15 protein-coding genes are annotated in these 18525 nt (G+C 40.3%); 1 reads left to right on the top strand and 14 read right to left on the bottom strand.

All coding sequences use genetic code 11. The features are described from left to right. Positions 1 to 11 precede the first annotated feature (11 nt). The 4 genes from CFK40_RS05340 to CFK40_RS05325 form a co-directional block, all read right to left on the bottom strand. Positions 12 to 1394 carry a (Fe-S)-binding protein gene (locus CFK40_RS05340; protein WP_089531251.1) on the bottom strand — a complete coding sequence of 461 codons (1383 nt, stop codon included), beginning with the start codon at positions 1392 to 1394 and terminating at the stop codon, positions 12 to 14. A gap of 2 nt (positions 1395 to 1396) precedes the next feature. Then, complete coding sequence (locus CFK40_RS05335) at positions 1397 to 2713, bottom strand: FAD-binding oxidoreductase (protein ID WP_089531249.1); 1317 nt, start codon at positions 2711 to 2713, stop codon at positions 1397 to 1399. Positions 2714 to 2772: 59 nt separating this feature from the next. Beyond that, positions 2773 to 3468, bottom strand: coding sequence for a FadR/GntR family transcriptional regulator (locus tag CFK40_RS05330; RefSeq protein WP_089531247.1), 696 nt, complete (start codon positions 3466 to 3468; stop codon positions 2773 to 2775). 561 nt (positions 3469 to 4029) lie between these two features. Beyond that, positions 4030 to 6213, bottom strand: coding sequence for a malate synthase G (locus CFK40_RS05325; RefSeq protein ID WP_089531245.1), 2184 nt, complete (start codon positions 6211 to 6213; stop codon positions 4030 to 4032). A gap of 154 nt (positions 6214 to 6367) precedes the next feature. On the opposite strand from CFK40_RS05325, the gene CFK40_RS05320 reads away from it, so the two are divergent. After that, positions 6368 to 7252, top strand: coding sequence for a LysR family transcriptional regulator (locus CFK40_RS05320; RefSeq protein ID WP_089531243.1), 885 nt, complete (start codon positions 6368 to 6370; stop codon positions 7250 to 7252). A 75-nt stretch (positions 7253 to 7327) separates the two neighbouring features. Here CFK40_RS05320 and CFK40_RS05315 read toward each other — a convergent pair whose 3' ends face one another. From CFK40_RS05315 to CFK40_RS05270, 10 genes are all read right to left on the bottom strand, one after another. Beyond that, positions 7328 to 8029, bottom strand: coding sequence for a LutC/YkgG family protein (locus tag CFK40_RS05315; RefSeq protein ID WP_089531241.1), 702 nt, complete (start codon positions 8027 to 8029; stop codon positions 7328 to 7330). 3 nt (positions 8030 to 8032) lie between these two features. Next, positions 8033 to 9466, bottom strand: coding sequence for a LutB/LldF family L-lactate oxidation iron-sulfur protein (locus tag CFK40_RS05310; RefSeq protein ID WP_089531239.1), 1434 nt, complete (start codon positions 9464 to 9466; stop codon positions 8033 to 8035). A gap of 14 nt (positions 9467 to 9480) precedes the next feature. Further along, positions 9481 to 10200: a (Fe-S)-binding protein gene (locus tag CFK40_RS05305; protein WP_089531237.1), complete on the bottom strand. Its 720-nt coding sequence runs from the start codon at positions 10198 to 10200 to the stop codon at positions 9481 to 9483. Between the two features lie 350 nt (positions 10201 to 10550). Continuing rightward, positions 10551 to 11279 carry a FadR/GntR family transcriptional regulator gene (locus CFK40_RS05300; RefSeq protein ID WP_089531236.1) on the bottom strand — a complete coding sequence of 243 codons (729 nt, stop codon included), beginning with the start codon at positions 11277 to 11279 and terminating at the stop codon, positions 10551 to 10553. 88 nt (positions 11280 to 11367) lie between these two features. Further along, positions 11368 to 12954, bottom strand: coding sequence for an L-lactate permease (locus CFK40_RS05295; RefSeq protein WP_089531234.1), 1587 nt, complete (start codon positions 12952 to 12954; stop codon positions 11368 to 11370). Positions 12955 to 13652: 698 nt separating this feature from the next. Next, the gene (locus CFK40_RS05290; RefSeq protein ID WP_089534298.1) at positions 13653 to 14399 is read right to left on the bottom strand and encodes an SDR family NAD(P)-dependent oxidoreductase; all 747 of its coding nucleotides are present in this window, start codon (positions 14397 to 14399) and stop codon (positions 13653 to 13655) included. Positions 14400 to 14415: 16 nt separating this feature from the next. Continuing rightward, on the bottom strand, positions 14416 to 15471 hold the full coding sequence (locus CFK40_RS05285; protein WP_089531232.1) for a tartrate dehydrogenase: 1056 nt from the start codon (positions 15469 to 15471) through the stop codon (positions 14416 to 14418). After that, entirely contained in the window at positions 15471 to 16697 is a 1227-nt protein-coding gene (locus tag CFK40_RS05280) for a M20 family metallopeptidase (RefSeq protein ID WP_089531231.1), read from the bottom strand. Before CFK40_RS05280 ends, CFK40_RS05285 begins: the two co-directional genes overlap by 1 nt. Continuing rightward, positions 16694 to 18160 carry a sodium/pantothenate symporter gene (gene panF / locus CFK40_RS05275; protein WP_089531229.1) on the bottom strand — a complete coding sequence of 489 codons (1467 nt, stop codon included), beginning with the start codon at positions 18158 to 18160 and terminating at the stop codon, positions 16694 to 16696. Before panF ends, CFK40_RS05280 begins: the two co-directional genes overlap by 4 nt. Beyond that, positions 18157 to 18441: a YhdT family protein gene (locus tag CFK40_RS05270; RefSeq protein WP_089531227.1), complete on the bottom strand. Its 285-nt coding sequence runs from the start codon at positions 18439 to 18441 to the stop codon at positions 18157 to 18159. The genes panF and CFK40_RS05270 overlap by 4 nt, the downstream gene beginning before the upstream one ends. Between the last annotated feature and the right edge of the window lie 84 nt (positions 18442 to 18525).

Raw genomic sequence — 18525 nt, 5'->3', positions numbered from 1 at the left:
CCTCCTTTTTACTATGATTTCACTAGATTGCTAGCTTCCTTTTTTTCTTTTTCATAAGCTAAGTCAAGCAGTTGCACGGTATGGACAACTTTTTCACTTCTACCATGTTTTTCAACACCCATCGCGATTTGAAGCATGCAACCTGGATTACCCATCGAAACCATTTCAACGTTGTCAGGAATATCATCAATCTTACGTTCAAGAAGTTTTCCTGCCATCTCGGGATGTGTGAGATTGTAGATACCCGCACTTCCACAGCATCTATCTGCATCAGGTAAATCGACCATTTCAACACCTGGAATTTCTTTTAAAAGTTGACGGGGTTCAAAGCGTATACCTTGGCCGTGAGCTAGATGACACGCGTCATGGTACGTAATTTTTGTTTTAACTTCTGTTTTTGGACGTTTAAAATTATTGTCATACAAAAACTTAGAAACGTCCTCAATTTTCGCCGAAAACTTCTCTGCTAAAGGTAGCATTTCTGGATCTTGTCTGAATAGTTCATGGTATTCCTGAAGCGCACATCCGCATCCTGCAGCATTCACAAGTATTTTATCGTAATCCTTAAACGCTTCAATATTTTGTTTCGCAAGGTTTTTCCCTGTTTCTCTTTCGCCAGCGTGAATATGAAGAGCACCACAGCAGCCCTGTTGTTTCGGAAGGCCAACTTCAAACCCGTTATGTGTGAGAACGCGAATAGTCGCTTCGTTAACGTCACTGAACATGACATCCATGACACAGCCAGTTAACATTCCAACCCGTTGTTTTGTCTCGCCTTCAGCTGGAACGACTTCTGGATATCTTCCCAGTACAGGTTTACCGACTTTCGGGAGAATGGATTCCATATCTTTCAAGTGTGTTGGCATTACATTTAACAAGCCGGTTTTTCTTACTACACGTTGTACACCGCTTTTTTGGTAAAATCTCATTAAACTGCCAAGCGTATTCATACGATTCTGATACGGAAAAAAGCCATTCAAAACTGTCTTGCTAAGGGCACCAGTAAAACCAGTTAAAGGCATCGCTTGACGAATTTGTCCACGAGCTTCTTCAATCAGACCACCGACTTGGACGTCTGCTGGGCATGCTGTTTCACAAGCCCGACAATCAAGACAATCAAAAACGGGCTTGGAAAAAGCTTCATTAACACCAATTTTGCCTTCCGCAACGGCTTTTATTAGATAAACTCGACCTCTTGGTGAATGTTGTTCTTCACCTGTTTCTTGATAAGTCGGACAAGCCTCCAGGCACATACCACAGTGAACACAGTCTGCCCATTTATTTTCATCAGGAATATCGTCCCAAAGATAGTTTCCTAGCGTTTTCGTTTGACAAGGAGCATCGTTTTTTTGATTGTTCAATAAGTTTTTCAACCTATTTTCATCCACACTCATTTTTATATACCTCCTACAAAACGTTGGCGGTTTAGGATTTTCTTCGGGTCGTTTATTCGTTTAATGCCTTCTAATAAAGCAAAATACCCCGGTTTTTCTCCCCAAACATCAACCGCTTCTCTTAGTGCAAATGGCAAATGTGTACACGCGACATATCCACGCTTTTCTTCTACCTTTGTCCTTAGTGCTTTACTATAAGAAACAATATCTTCGGGAAACCCTTTTACATAAACTTTCGAAATACCATGTCCCAGGCCACCATGCCCTTCAATCGAAACATGATAATCATCAGCAAGATTGTCAGCTGCTAGCAAGTTAATAAGCACATCTAAGTTATTGCTTCCAATTTTCAAAGCTGCTTGTATTTCTGCACCACTCTTGTCATCATTGTAGCCATTAGGACCGAAATGTCGGAACTTTTCCCACCACTGTCTTGCCTCTTCTTCATGTAGCACTGAATGCCGGACGCCGATTGGCAAGTGTTCCCTTATCCATTTCTCCTGATCAAGGACAGCATTTTCTCGATCTTCAAATGCAATCGCAAGTGTATAATGACGTTTGCCAGTCATTTTTTCAGCGATAGATGGGGTTAAAATTTCAAGAGAGACCGGTTCCATCATAGAGTCGAGAATTAGCACAGAAAATTCACGAATAGCCTGTTCACTGCCTATAGGGAAATGCAAAAGCGACAAACCCTCATATTTCGGGAGTGGGCGTAATTTAATCGTGATTTCGCTAATAACACCAAGTGTTCCCATTGAACCGATAAAAAGCTTATTCATGTCATAGCCCGCCACGTTTTTCACAACTTTACCACCCGTACGGATAACTCTTCCGTCCGGATATACAATTCTAGTACCGATAACCAGATCTCTTGCAGAACCGTAAAGCAGTCGTTTCGCTCCACTGTCATTGCTTGAGACAATGCCACCAATCGTTGCCATTGCAGGCCAAGAGGTGTCAAATGCGATACGCTGCCCATGTTTACCCAATTCATCGGTAATTTCGCTTAACGTCGTTCCAGGTCTTACCGTCAATGTCAGGTCACCAACTGAATGCTCCACAATACCTTTGTAATTTGCAAGCGATAATAAAATATCCGCTTGTTCGATAGCCCCGCCGTACCCTCGCTTTGTTCCACCTGAAACAATATTGACCGTTTTATCTTGTTTGTTTGCATAAGCGAGTACTTTCGAAATATCCTCTTCGGAATGGGCCTCAATAATTTGAATTCCACCGTTGCCAAGCGGATGCCCTTCTTCCTCGTTATGTTTCACTTGTTCTTTTGGCAAAACCCCTTCTAAATCTACAGAAATCATGTTGCAGTACCCCCTTGATTTTTGCGGGACATAGGGACAGGTTCCTTTTCCCGCAGCAGTTATTGCAAGTGACTGTTAAGTAGTTCTTCAACAAAAGTAAGGTGGCGTAACATCGCTTCACGCGCTTTTGTCGGATCACTTGCTTTTATAGCTTCATAGATAGCGACATGCTGCCCTAAAACATCGAATGTTAGTTTCTCGTCTGACAAAATGATTCGATGGCAATCCATAATTCCTTTTTTCATCGTTGATGAAACCGCTTCCATTAAATCAATTAATATAACATTACCACATGCTTCTGCAATCACTTGATGAAATTGATAGTCCGCTTCCCAGCCCTTTACTGTTTTGGCCTTTGATAATTCACCCAATGCTTCTTCCATATGCTCAAGTTGATAAGACGTCGCATTTACCGCAGCCACTTCAACGATACCAACCTCTAAAATTTTGCGAACTTGATAAAGTTCGTTGATGTCGCTTTTTCTAAAGAGCAGCACGTCAGGAAGCAGGTGAGTGGTTTCAGTTCGGCACACAAACGTTCCTTCGCCATGCCTCACATCAACAAGCCCTCTTCCTTTTAAAGTTGTTAAAGCATCACGCATTGCGGAGCGTCCGACTTCAAACATGTCACATAATTCTCTAACAGAAGGCAGCTTCTCCTCGGGTTGAACTTTACCAGAACGAATCCATCCTTCAATTTGCTCAACAACAATCTCAGATACTTTTTTTCTCGATATTTTCTCAGCTTGGAGCATTGGAATACCCCCTCTGTTTTATTAGTAAGGTAGTTTACTTATCTGATATCTGACAACTTCATCTATATTAAATCAATGTACTATAACAATGTCAAGATATTATTTTAAAAAATCAGAAATATCATACTACAGGTATTTCCTTAATGTGGTTTTTTTCTATCCAATTCGACAAAAGTGAAGGGAGACATCGTTTTCTGCAATAGTTTCTGAAGAAGTGGATTGATTTAACAGTTTGATACATAGCTATTCCCTTAAAAGTTTTGGTTCCTATATGAACATTGGTCAATTTGCCATGTGCAATTAACTCAGGAAAGGTATTTTTATTATATAACACAGTTCTTCATATTTCTTTGACTGGTATGGTGAATGAAGCGAAACAGAGGGTGATGTTTGGATGTCCAAAATTGGGTTATATTTTTTGGTTATACGTTAGACTCCGCTTCTGCATTAAGAGCCTTGGCAAAGAGATATACCGGAAGAAGCGAGAGGGACTTACTATCATAAAGTAATAGCCCTCTTACTTATTCCGATGGTACGGACCCTGAAGTCAGTCACCTTGCCTTATCTCGATTTATTAAGAGCGTACTTTTCTTTTGCTTCAAGGCGACGACGGTGAAGAATTGGTTCTGTGTAACCGCTCGGCTGCTCTTTTCCTTTGAATACAAGGTCACAAGCTGCTTGGAAAGCGACTGAATCGTCAAAGTTAGACGCCATTGGACGGTATAACTCATCTCCTGCATTTTGCTCGTCAACGATTTTTGCCATGCGCTCTAGCGTATCTAGCGTTTGTTCTTTTGTACAAATACCATGGTGAAGCCAATTGGCTATCATTTGGCTCGAAATACGCAATGTTGCGCGGTCTTCCATAAGTGCTACATTGTTAATATCAGGAACTTTCGAACAGCCTACACCTTGCTCAACCCAACGAACAACGTAACCGAGCAATGTTTGCGCGCTGTTATCAAGCTCCTTTTGAATTTCCGCTACCGACCAGTTTTTGTTTTCTGCAACTGGAATTTGTAAAATCCCATCGCGGTAATTTTTTACCTCTTTAGCAATTTCTTCTTGAACTTTTCTCACATCAATTTCATGGTAGTGAAGCGCGTGCAAGGTCGCTGCCGTTGGCGATGGAACCCAAGCCGTGTTTCCACCTGCTTTTAAATGACCCACTTTTTGTTCAAGCATATCAGCCATCATATCCGGCATTGCCCACATTCCTTTGCCGATTTGCGCTTTTCCTTTTAAACCAGTATCTAAGCCAACACGTACGTTATTCTTCTCATAGGCATTCAGCCAAGTCGATGATTTCATTTCACCTTTGCGGATCATCGGACCTGCTTCCATTGATGTATGAATCTCATCTCCTGTACGGTCTAAGAATCCTGTGTTTATGAAAACGATTCTTTCTTTTACCTCGTTTATACTGTTTTTCAAGTTCAAGCTTGTACGGCGCTCTTCATCCATTAAACCAATTTTAAGCGTATTGCGCCTCATATCAAGCATATCTTCTACACGGTTAAATAATTCATTCGCGAAGGCAGCTTCTTTTGAACCGTGCATTTTCGGCTTAACGATATAAACAGAGCCTTCCTTAGAATTTTGATAGGTTCCTTTGCCTAAAAGTCCGTGTTTAGCCATTAAGCTTGTAAACACCCCGTCCATAATGCCTTCAGGAATTTCTTGTCCGTTTTCATCTAGAATCGCATTGTTCGTCATTAAGTGACCGACATTTCGGATAAACATAAGTACACGACCAGTAAGCACGACCTCTTCACCGTTCGGGCCAGAGTAAGTACGATCAGGGTTTAATGTACGTGTCACTTCTTTTCCACCTTTAGTAAATATAGAAGTTAAATCTCCCCTGTTCAGGCCAAGCCAGTTACGGTATAAGAGCGTTTTATCCTCAGCATCGACAGCCGCTACCGAATCTTCACAATCCATAATGCTTGAAGTTGCGGACTCTAAGTAAACGTCTTTCACGCCTGCTTCGTCCGTTCTTCCAATTGGGTGATTGCGGTCGATTTGAATTTCAAAATGTAATCCGTTATTTTTAAGCAGGATAGCTCTAGGCTCATCCGTCTGCCCTTGGTAACCAGCAAATAGAGAAGTCTCCTTAAGTCCAGTTGTTTCACCGTTTTTCAGTGTTACTTCCAACTTCCCGTCAATGATTGTATACTTTGTTGCTTCTGTATGTGATGATGACTTAAGCGGTACATTATCATCAAGGAATTTTTTTGCAAAAGCAATGACTTTTTTCCCGCGAACAGGGTTGTATGAACCTGCTTTCTCAGCGCCGTTTTCTTCACTTATTGCATCCGTTCCGTATAAGGCATCATAAAGTGAACCCCAGCGAGCGTTGGCAGCATTGATTGCATAGCGCGAATTATCAATTGGCACAACAAGCTGTGGTCCTGCTTGAAGCGTAATGACATCGTCAATATTCTCTGTCGTAATATCAAAATCTTCTACCTCAGGCTCCAAGTAACCGATACGCTCCAAAAATGCTTTGTACGAGTCAAAGTCAAATGCATTATTTTCTTTATGCCATGCATCAATTTTCTTTTGATATTCATCACGTTCTACTAACAATGCTTTGTTTTTCGGAGTTAAATCAGAGACAAGCTTCCCTAAATCCGTCCAAAACGTTTCTCTATCAAGGCCTGTTTTTGGAAGCGCTTCCGAATTGACAAAATCATAAAGCTCTTTTGCAACCTGAAGATTGCCCGTTTTCACGTAATCCGCCATTCATAATTCCTCCCTTTACTTCATCTATCTACTATTCTATTACAAGGCAGGTTAGAAACTAAAATACATGTTTTGCATGAACACTATTCCTTTTGGCTATACTTTACCGTATACTAAGGATAGTACACATTATAGTTTTGAAAGGGTGCCTATAATGGACATAAGACAGATAGAATATTTTGCAGAAGTTGCCAAGCAGTCGAATTTCACGAAAGCAGCCTCAACTCTTCATATTTCCCAGCCATCATTAAGCAAAACCATTAAGAACCTTGAGACTGAGATCGGTGCTCCACTTTTTTATAGAGGAGCTAAACAATTGGATCTAACTGATGCAGGAAAGGCACTTTTAGTTAATGCCAAAAATGTTCTTCATGCTTTTGAAAATCTAACATCTGAACTAAACGATGTCATTGATTTAAAAAAAGGGGAGATAAAGATTGGAATTCCCCCGATTATAGGTGCCGCATTTTTTTCAAAATTAATAAGCAAATACAAAGAAACCTATCCTTCCATTGAATTGATATTAACGGAAGTTGGCAGTAATAAAATTAAACATGGCGTTGATGAAGGAACATTGGATATTGGTTTAGTTTGTAATCTGCCCATTCAAAAAGAAAATTTTGAAACGGTTAAACTATTAAAAGATCCGTTAATGCTTATTGTGCAAAAAGACAATCCTTTAGCCGTAAAAAAGGCCATTGAATTTTCACATATCGAAAAAGAACCATTTATTTTATACCGCCATGATTTCTCTCTACATGACAGTATTATTGACGCTTGCGAAAAACATGGATTTTATCCGAATGTCGTCTGTGAAAGCTCACAAAAAGACTTTATGGTTGAAATGGTTGAAGCAAAATTAGGTGTTGCCTTATTACCAAGTAAAATTTGTAGCCAGATTAACAATGAAGAAATTATTGCCATTCCTTTTAACAAACCCATTGTTAATTTGGAATTAGGCATGATCTGGAGAAAGAACCATTACCTACCCTATGCTGTACGCGAATTTATCGCCATGTCGGAATCATACGGGACATAGGGACAGGTTGAGGACACTGAAAAGTTAAATTTTTAAAATCCACCACTTTTTCAGTGGCCCTGTCCCCTCGTCCCCCTATCGATCCACTACCAATAGATACACTGCCTTAACTGGTCCATGCACCCCAACTACGATGTCCATTTCAATATCAGCACTGTTACTTGGCCCTGAAATAAAATTGACACACGTTGGAAGGTCCTTGCCAGCTTCTACTCGTTTATGAATTTCACGTGTAACTTGCGTCATTCGAGGTACAATAGATGATTTTGGCACGATGGCAACATAAGTAATCGGCAACAGACTTACGGAACGAGCAATATCCTTATCATTAAATTGGACAACCGTACCTGACTCAGCCAAGCTTTTATCACTGAAAAAGATTCCCAAGTTAGCTTCTTTAGCCTTTTTAATATTTTCTTGGCCTAATGCTGTGTCCCATATGTGTGTTTGCTCGTTATCAAATGCAGATGTAATCCCGTGTTCTGCAAATCTAGCATCTTTGGTTGTTACGATAGACCCTCCACCATATTCCTTTATAACCTTTTGTATCGTTTCAAGAAGCATAGATTTGTCTGTTTCTACAACCTCAGCATTTTTAGCTTTACTGTTTTCTCGGAAAGCAGCCAATAAATCCTCTGGAGAATCGTTTTTGGAGACTTCCCATTGTGGTTGATGTTTCCACGTTGGAATAGACACATGGTCTTTGCGTTCACGTCCAAGCTTATTGGCAATTTGATTTAAAAAAAGGTCTTTATTGTGTATCATTCCTTTGGCCATTGGCTACTTCCTCCCTTTTTTGTGTTCCTTAAACCAGCTTCTAAAATTGTCTTTACCTGGAGCAGGAAATTCACGAATAGCTGTCCACGGCTTCATTGGACCTGGACCTTTCGAAATACTTCCATCTCTTACTAATGGTTTCATAAACGTTGGCGCACCTTTTACAGCTATCTGAAAAAGAGAAGGTGTACTTGCACCGACTCCAAATGCTTTCATGGCCATCTTTTCGCTCGTTTTGGCATTTCCTTGTTCGGCTACATAATTTTCCCGATGTCTAATCAACTGTTCATGAAGTGGAATTTTAACCGGACAGGCTTCGGTACAGGCTGCACAAAGACTCGAAGCAAAAGGGAGTTCACCATATTCCTCGTAGCCTCCAAGAATGGGGGAAAGTACAGCGCCAATTGGACCTTGATAAATCGACCCGTAAGCATGCCCACCAATTTGTCGATAAACTGGACAAACATTTACGCAAGCCGCGCACCGTATACAATGAAGGGCCGATTGAAACTCAGTCCCTAGTGCATTCGAACGTCCAGCATCCAAAATGACAAGATGAAAATCCTTTGGTGCATCAACACAACCTTCGTCCACATCAGGAGTCAAATTCGTTACATACGTGGTTATCTTTTGCCCCACAGCGCTTCTGCTTAACAAATTTATTAAGACATCAAGTTCCTCCCAAGTTGGAACCAGACGCTCCATTCCCATCACTGTTATCTGTGTATCAGGATAGGTTGTAACCATGTTCGCATTCCCTTCATTGGTTACGAGGGAAATAGAACCAGACTCCGCAACCGCAAAGTTACAACCTGTAATCCCAATATCAGCTTCCATAAATACCTCACGAAGCTGACTGCGTGCGAAAGCAGTTAACTCCCCCGGTTCTTCGGTACCGGTGTAACCTGCCTTTTCCTGAAAGGTATCCCGAATTTGTCCTTTATTTTTATGGAGTGAAGGAACAACAATATGTGAAGGGCGATCTTTATCATCTATTTGCAAAATATATTCAGCCAAATCAGTTTCATGAACGTGACAACCAACTTCTTCCAGTGCTTCATTTAGACCTATTTCTTCCGTAACCATTGACTTCGCCTTGGTCACATGTTTCGCATTTTTCTTCTTGGCAACGTCTTGAATATAACGATTAGCATCTTCAGCCGTTTTGGCAAAATAAACATGCCCGCCTTTTTCAGCAAAGTTTTCGCTTAATTGATCAAGATAAAAGTCAAGGTTTTCTAACGTATGCCTGCGAATTTCTGCGCCCGCACTACGCCATTCCTCCCAATCACCTATCTGGTCATCTCTTTCTGTAATATCAAGCTTTTTATCTCGCAATCTATCTTGAGCGGAAGCCATAGCATTACGCATAAAGTCATCATCTAAGGCGTCATCCACTCTATCAAAAAATGGCTTTTCTCCAATCTTCATTGGCATTTATACTACCTCCCTTAAGCTCGCGAATTTAATATTTGAGCGATATGCTTCACTTCAATTGGTTTTTCCTTGCGATCAATTCGTCCTTTTATATTCATGAGACATCCACCATCAGCTGCAATCAACACTTCAGCTGTGGATTCCTCAACATGCCTGATTTTTTCATCCACCATTTGTTCTGAAATCGGTACCATTTTCACTGCAAACGTTCCCCCGAAACCACAACAATCATAGCTATTTTCAAGTGGGAGTAATTCAAGACCTTTTACATTTTTTAATAGTTTAAATGGCGCTTCTGTCTCTTGCAATAATCGAATCATATGACACGAGGTATGGTAGGTAGCTCGCGCAGGATAAATAGCTCCTACATCCTCCACACCCAAAACATTGACAATGAACTGGGTGAACTCGTATGTATGATCTGCAACAGCTTGGGCTCTTTCCTGCCATTCTTTGTCCTCTTTAAACAGATCAGGATACTCTTTAAACATTGCTGCACAAGAACCTGAAGGGGTAACAATATACGTAGCGTCTTCAAAACTTGTAATCATCTGTTTTGCCGCTTTTTGCGCATCTTTTCTATAACCACTATTGTATGCGGGCTGGCCACAACATATCTGTCCTTGTGGCAAATCAATTTCACAGCCAAGTCTCTCTAGAACTTCAACCACATCTTTTGCGACGTCCTGATAAAACATTTCCCCGAGACAAGTGATAAATAAAGATACTTTCATGATCCATTCACTCCTTTATTATGCGGGACATAGGGACAGGTTAAGGTCACTGAAAAAGTTAAGTATAGTACAAAATAGGTGGATCTACCGACGCATCCTCGAATATACTACGCTTTCCGCGGGCGAGTGGCGAGCCTCCTCGGACTGCCGTCCTGCGGGGTCTCGCCGATCTCTTACTTCCCGCAGGAGTCTCCGTATATTCGAGGATGCTAAGTTAAAGTGAAAAGTTAAATTTTTAAAATCCACCACTTTTTCAGCGGCCTCGGACAGGTTCCTTGTCCCAAATTGCTTCCGATAACTCTTTAAACAACAGGTCATCACATGTCTAATTTTAAAAAAACTGTACTTTATTAAAGTTCCTTCTTGCTCTCGTAGTCCAGGTATTCGGATAATATATTCTCTACCTTAATCAGATGATCAAACATATATTTTTGAGCCTTCTCAGAATCTCCTGATTTTATCGCTTCAAAAATCAGTTGATGCTCCCTATATAACGTGGCCATCCTTTTTTCCGAATACAATAGCAGTCTTCGCGTTTCTCGCATCGATTCAACCATGATATCCGATACACTGCTCATTAAGTTTATTAACATCTGGTTATGTGTAGCATTGGCAATTGCTAAATGAAAATCCAAATCTGCCTTCTCACCAATTTCGCCTTCCCCATTAGCATCATGCATGGCTTGCAATGCTCTTTCAATTGGTATTAAGTCTTCAGCCTGATGGTTCTTACAAGCCGAGCCTGCCGCGCCTACCTCTAGTATTTTTCGTACTTCAGACAGTTCTTTGATGTCTTCTCGTTTCATTAGCAAAGCAGTGGCTATTGGAAGCGAAAACTTAGATGCGTCAAAAAGTGTAATAAATGTTCCTTCTCCTTGGCGCATTTCCACCAATCCCATTGCGCGCAAACCACTTAACGCCTCTCTAATTGCCGAACGCCCAACACTAAAGTTTTTTGCCAATTGCTCGACAGAATCCAATTTATCTCCTGGTTTAAAATGACCAGTTCGTAACATCTCTAAAAGTGAATCTGTTACTTCTTCATATATTTTTCTAGCCTTAATCGGTTTATATCCCACAAATTTCCTCCCCCTACTCGTTGTTTCTATTCACTAGTTTAATGGAAACAGACGGAATTTCAAAGAGTGAACTGTGATAAACCACCTTCTACATGAAAGACAGTAATATGAATCCTCCAACACCTGCTAATAATCCATATAACAGAGCCGGTATTATCATTTTACGAATAATCGATCCTTCTTCTCCAGATAACCCAACAACAGCGGACGCAGCTACAACGTTATGAACACAAATCATATTCCCTGCAGCACCCCCGATAACTTGCAGAGCCAAAACGATGTTCGTATTTATCCCTGTCTGATTAGCAATACTATATTGAATCGGTGAAAACGTCAGGGTCGATACGGTAGCGCTTCCCGTTATGAATGCACCAAGTTCACCTAAGAACGGTGCGACGAAAACCCACATGGAGCCGAACGTACCCGCAAGCGCCTGCGCTATATACTGCGGCATACTAATGAAATCATTGGCATTCATACCAGAGTTCGTGAAGACTTGTACTAAGGCTAGCGTAGATAGTAACGCCAAACCAGCGTTTTTTATGGAAAGCAATGATTCTTTCGACGCCTTCGTAAAATTGGAAATTGATTTACGCTGTATAATAACTGCTAAAACAGCAGCTAGAATTAATATCGTACCTGGCGAATATAAAATTTCCCATTTCGATGTAATTCCTTCCACCCCAAGAATGTTGCTCCACGTGAAATCGATTGCAGTGAGAGTGAATTCTTTCACTTCTGGAATGATCCGGGTAATAAGTAGCAACCCGACTACTACAACGTATGGAGACCATGCTGTCATCAGCCCCATATTCGACTTTTTTGTTTCTAATTCAAAGCCTTCTTGTAAAGCGTCATTCCACTCCGTTTTCGGCATGAGCCATCCCTTTTTTGCAGTCCACGCTGCAACTACTAAACCTGTGAGCGATCCCAAGATTGCTACAAACTCGTGCCCGAATAATACAGCATAAAGAAGTGCGGATGCGGTATATGTAATTCCAACTACCAATGTCCATGGCAACAATGTGAAGGCATCTTTTATTCCCTTTCTTTTTCCGAAAAAAAGTGTCAGGATAACAACGAGAACAAACGGAATAAACGTACCTGCAATCAAATCGATCGTTGCTATATGTACCCCTACTTCCTGAAAGAGTGCTAGATTCGCTCCTGGAACATTAGATAAACCCACCTGAATTGGAGTCCCGACTGCTCCATAAGAAACGGCTGAACTATCAGCTACTAAAGCCAAGACAGCAGCTGCCATTGGATTGAATCCCAAGGCAACCATCAGTGGTCCGGTCACGGCAGCCGGCGTCCCAAAACCAGCGGCCCCCTCAATTAGAGAACCGAATAAAAACGCAACAATCACAACCTGGACACGCATATCACCAGAGATATTTTGAAATCCTTGGTTGATACGATCAACTGCCCCAGTGTGTTTTAGTGTATTCAAAAGGACAATCGCTCCGAACAAAATTAATAGAATTGTTAACGCCTTATGTGTACCTTGGAAAATAGATGCTATTACAATAGTTCCTGGCATTCCCCAAATCAAAAATGCTAACACGATGACAATAATAGCACTAAAGAACATTCCTTTTAACGCCGTCATTCGTAATAGTACCAAAAATATGAATGGTGCAATGATAGCGCACAATGCTACAAATAATAACATAAGCTTTTTTAACTCCCTCCTTCCACAATCCCTTTGATAAAAATGAAGCGTTTTCATCTTAACTTGTAAACACACGACCAGTCATCAGATGACCTGACTTAATCTTATTTGAAAATTCTAATGACGTCAATACCTTTTTGAAAATGTAACTGAATAAATAGTTGAGGTTGTAGGTGGACTGTTGTAAGATTACATCGGCCAAAAAAATAGTAGCGAACAGCATTATAGCTGTTCCCTACCTTATTTTTAGTGCAAGAACAGCCATAATTAATCCAACAATCTTTCCAGTAGATAGAGTAGCAAGTCACTAAACTACAACTAAAAAGCGGGGACAAGGTTCCTGTCCGAGGCCACTGAAAAAGTGGTGGATTTTTAAAATTTAACTTTTCACCTTAACTTAGCATCTTGAATATACGGATACTCCTCGAAAAAGAAAAGCACTTTTTCTTCGTGCGATGCCTTTTCAGGGGAGCATTCCTTATCCTGCGGGAAGTAAGAGATCGGCGAGACCCCACAGGACGGCAGTCCGAGGGGACTCGACACTCGCCCTAAGGTGCGCGAAGTATATTCAAAGATGCGATGGTAGATCCTCCTATTTTGTACTATATCTAACTTTTTCAGCGGCCTCCGTTCAAGCCCGATTGGTTCAACTAACATTCAGTGGGGAGAAGAAAAACCCCACTGAATGAAGTTTCACTTTATATTCCCCTACCTCCGTCTACGTTAAGTGCAGCACCAGTAATCATACTAGCCTCTTCCGTTAACAAAAATAGAATAGATTGTGCAATGTCACTGGGTGTAAGTAACTTGCCAAGTGGCACACTTTTACGGAAAACTTCTTCTTTAGTGACTTCACTATCCGCTTCTTTTGCTGTAAATTGCTGAAGCATATTTGTATCGCACGGGCCTGGGTGTATGGTATTAACGCGAACATTATTCTCCGCAAGTTCAATCGCCAATGCCCTTGAAAAACTTTCTGCGCCACCCTTAGAAGCAACATACGTTTGCAATCCTGGGCGAGGCCTTACAGCAGATATCGAGGCAATCGTAACGATAGAGCCACTTTGTTGTTTTTTCATATACTTTGCGGCTTCTCTGCATGTTAAAAATAACATTGTCATATTTATCTCCATCGTTTTATTCCATTCATCTAGACTAACATCGTCTATAGGAGTAGCCCGCTGTGCAATTCCTGCTGTGTTAACAAGCCCATCAATTTTCGGGTATTGTTCTGTGGTTTTGCTAAATATGTTTTGGACATGGGTTTCATCGAGTAAGTTACCATCATAGATAGTGAGCTTACTATTTTCCAACATGACTAACTGATTTGTATTGATGTCACATGCAATAATATTAGCTCCTTCTTGAAGTAAGGTTTTAACAGTTTCTAACCCCATACCCCCATTAGCACCAGTTACAATAATCGTTTTATTTTGTAAACGCAATTCAAATCCCCCCTCGTTAAAACATTCTAGTGAAAACTTCATTACTTACTTCCTTCGTTGTTAAAGTTCCCCCTAAATCAGGCGTTGTTTTTCCCGCCACTATAGAGCTTTCAATTGCATGTAAAATTTGTTTACTTATATCTGCACGCCCAAAGTGTTCGAGCATTAACGCCGTTGACCAAAATTGTGCAATTGGGTTGGCCATACCTTTTCCTACGATGTCAGGCGCAGAGCCATGTACTGGTTCAAACATTGATGGGTATTCCCCAGTTGGATTAATGTTGGCCGATGGAGAAATTCCTAGTCCACCAACCAGTGCGGAACCTAAATCTGATAAAATATCTCCAAATAAATTGGAAGCGACAATCACTTCAAAAGTATCTGGTTTTTGAACAAACAATGCAGCTAGAGCATCAATATAAAAAGAATTTAACTTAATATCTTTGTATTCATCTGCAACTTCTTGCACAATTTTATCCCATAATCGCATAGAATGAATGATTGCGTTGGATTTTGTTGCACTCGTTACTTTAGATAAACCTTTATCAGTTGCGTATTCAAAGGCAAAAGTAGTAACATCTTTAATTCCTTTTCGTGTCATAACGCTATTTTGAACAGCTAGTTCATCATTCGTTTTATCGAACAGGGAGCCACCAATATTTGAATACTCGCCCTCTGCATTTTCGCGGATAATAGTAAAATCAATATCTCGCGAATTACATAATGGACTGTTAATTCCTTTCAACTGTTTAATTGGTCGGAAATTAATGTACTGCTTAAACTGCTTACGAATTGGCATAATAAATTCCCATATGGAGATATAGTCGGGGACCCGCTTGTCTCCAATTGCCCCAAAAAGAATGGCATCATACGCCGATAGTGTTTCCAATCCATTGTCAGGCATCATTTTGTTATGTTTTAAATAAAACTCCGAGTTCCAATTAAACGCTTCAATTTCAACGTTTATCGTATGATCGTACTTTTCAATCAAGCTTAATAGCTCCAATGCTTCAACCATTACTTCTTTGCCTATACCATCTCCTGGCAAGGCAGCAAGGTGAATGGTACGCATTAAGATACACCTTTGTTCAAGAAGATTAATGCAGCTTCCCTGTAGATTTCAGTCGCCTCAGCTAGTTCGTCCACATCTACGTATTCATTAATCTGATGCGGGATATCTCGGTCACCAGCTCCGATTGTAACTATCGGAATACCAGCAAGATGTAAAAATGTTCCATCCGTTGCTCCAGGGACACCATTATAAACCGCTTCCTTAGTTGTTACCTTTTTAACTGCACGTGCTACCGCTTCAACAACTGGATCTTTTTTATCTGTGCTTGTTGCTGGACGATCCTCTATAATTTCATAATCCGCCTTAAAGTCTGAATCGTTCTCAGCAAGCTTTTCGAAAATGTTTTCTATACGTTTAACTAATTCTTTATGATCTTGCCCTGGAACGGTTCTTATATCTAATGTTGTCATGCAATGATCCGGAATAACGTTAATTTGTGCATCTCCTTTAAAAGGTGCTTGTAATATTGTCGGGGATATACTTGGCCACCCTAATAACGGATGTTTTCCCAGTCGTTCCTGTTCTTTTTTCTCAAGTTCTTCTAGAGCTACAATGATTTTTGCCATCCGCCAGTTAGGATTAACGCCACTCCACGAAATAGCTCCGTGAGCCATTTTTCCATATACATTTATGATGATTCTCATCGCACCCCTTTGAGCGACACATACTTGGTTTTCCTCTGGTTCACAGATAATGGCTCCATCTACATCATCTGCCCAACCTTCCTTTATAAAATGTTTGATTCCAGTCATAAACCCTTCTTCATCACATGGAATACAAAGAATAATTTTTCCAGACCATTGTTCTTTATTTCTTAAAAGTGAATGAACGGCTGTGATCATACATGCCAAATTGCCTTTTGTATCATTCGTTCCTCTTCCATACATTCTTCCATCTATTATTTCTGCCCCAAAGGGATCGTGTTCCCATGCATCGTGATTCCCCTCTGTAACCACATCGGTATGACCTTCGAATAGTAATGTTTTACCAGGCTTTCCCGAGTCAACAATTCCAATTACATTTGGTCTCCCTGGTTCAACCACATTAACATGCACTTCAATACCTAATTTTTTTAAATAATCAGCGACAAAGTAAGCCGCTCTCTCCTCGTTACCATTTGGATCACCGGGCCGATAAACACTCGGAATTCGGACTAATGCTTGCGTTAAGGAAATTACATCTTCTTTATCTTGTATTTTTCTAGTAATTAGTTCTGTTTTATTCATGCTTTCACGCTCCTTTGAACTTGATCTGTACTGTTATTCATCAATTTTTTATGTGTCATAATACTCACAATTACAAAAGCAAAAAATGATATTACTATTGGTAGGACAACAGAATGCATTCCTAAGGGTTGTGGATAATACGTATCAAATAAAATGTATGTGCTTATACCAAGAACCATTGATGTCAGTGCTCCGTATTTATTTGCCTTATCCCAGTAAAGCCCCATTACAATAGGCCAAATAAACGCTGCCTCTAACCCACCAAAGGCAAATAAATTCAACCATATTAACAAATCAGGTGGATTTAATGCCATTAAGAATACGATGCTCCCTAATACAGCTGTTATCGAAACACTTAATTTTTTAATCTTATCGGATGATGCTTTCGGCTCAATATAATTTAAATAGACATCCTTTATGATTGTCGAACTAACAAGTATCAATAACGAGTCTACTGTTGACATAATTGCTGCTAGTGGTGCAGATAATACGATCCCTGCCAACCATGCAGGCAGCACCTCTAATGCTATTAATGGCATTACTTTATCGCCAACCTCAATCCCAGGTAAAATCGGTCTCGCAAATACTCCAATCAGATGCATACCTAACATTATGAAACCAACTACAACAGTCCCGATAATGATTGCACGGTGCAACGACTTGGAATTTTTGTACGACATAGCTCTGACTGCAATTTGCGGTAAAGCAACTACCCCAACACCTACCAGGATCCAAAACGAAGATACATATGCTGGAGTCAGTGATGCATCCGCACCAAACGGTGTTATAAAATTTGGATTTTCAGCAGTTAAATCTGCCATAATGTTGGAGATCCCACCACCAGCGATAACCGTGGCAATTAACAACACTAATGTTCCTATAACCATTACAACCCCTTGCACTGCATCGGTTACAGCAACTGCTCGAAAGCCACCAATTACTACATATACTAATACCGATACAGCAAATATAAATAGTGCTGTAGTATAGTTTAGGCCTGTTAATGATTCAAGTAATCTTGCACCACCAACCCATTGAGCAGCCATTGCAGAAAATAAAAAGATAATAATACTTACTGCTGAAATAATCACTACCCATTTACTTTTATAGCGTTCTTTTAGAAAGTCTACCATTGTTATAGAGTTATATTTTCTGGACATAATGGCAAATTTCTTTCCCAAAATCATTAATACAAAATATCCTGTAGCTACTTGCGACATGGCAAGTAAGACCCAACCAAGTCCTTCTGTGTATGCGATACCTGGACCACCGATAAAACTACCAGCACTTCCATACGTTGCAGTCATCGTCATAGCTAAAACAAAGCCACCTAACTCACGACTACCAAGGAAATATTCCTGTAAAAAATTACTCGACGTATTTACATATTTGCTTGCCCAAAAACCAATAAAAAATATGACAACTAAAAATATAATTAAAGGTGTAATTACCGCCCAATTCATTCTTTGTCTCCCTCCTCGTCGCCAAGATCGACTTCAACAAACCAAAATTTAACGACAACAATAACCAAAATTGTCATAATTACCGTACCGACTATGCAGCTATAAAAAAACCAGGCCGGAAACCCAAATATATAACTGTACTCATCAACAGGTTTGCTCCCCATCCCATAGGCGAAGCTAAACCACCAAATAAAATTAACTATTACCAGTCCTAACCCTATCAGCGCTTCTCGATTGGCAATTTTATACCTCGGATCTACTTTTTTACTATCCCGTTTCATTTTCTCACCCCTTATAATCATTTAATAACTTTGCTTTTTGAGCAGCTTGTCCTACTTTATTTATAACTTTCGCCTTTCTATAAA

Origin of the sequence: Virgibacillus necropolis (assembly GCF_002224365.1) — a bacterium.
In the GTDB taxonomy this organism is placed as follows: Bacteria; Bacillota; Bacilli; order Bacillales; family Amphibacillaceae; genus Virgibacillus_F; species Virgibacillus_F necropolis.
The sequence above is the reverse complement of the archived record's forward strand: the minus strand, read 5'-3'. Positions and strand labels throughout refer to the sequence as shown.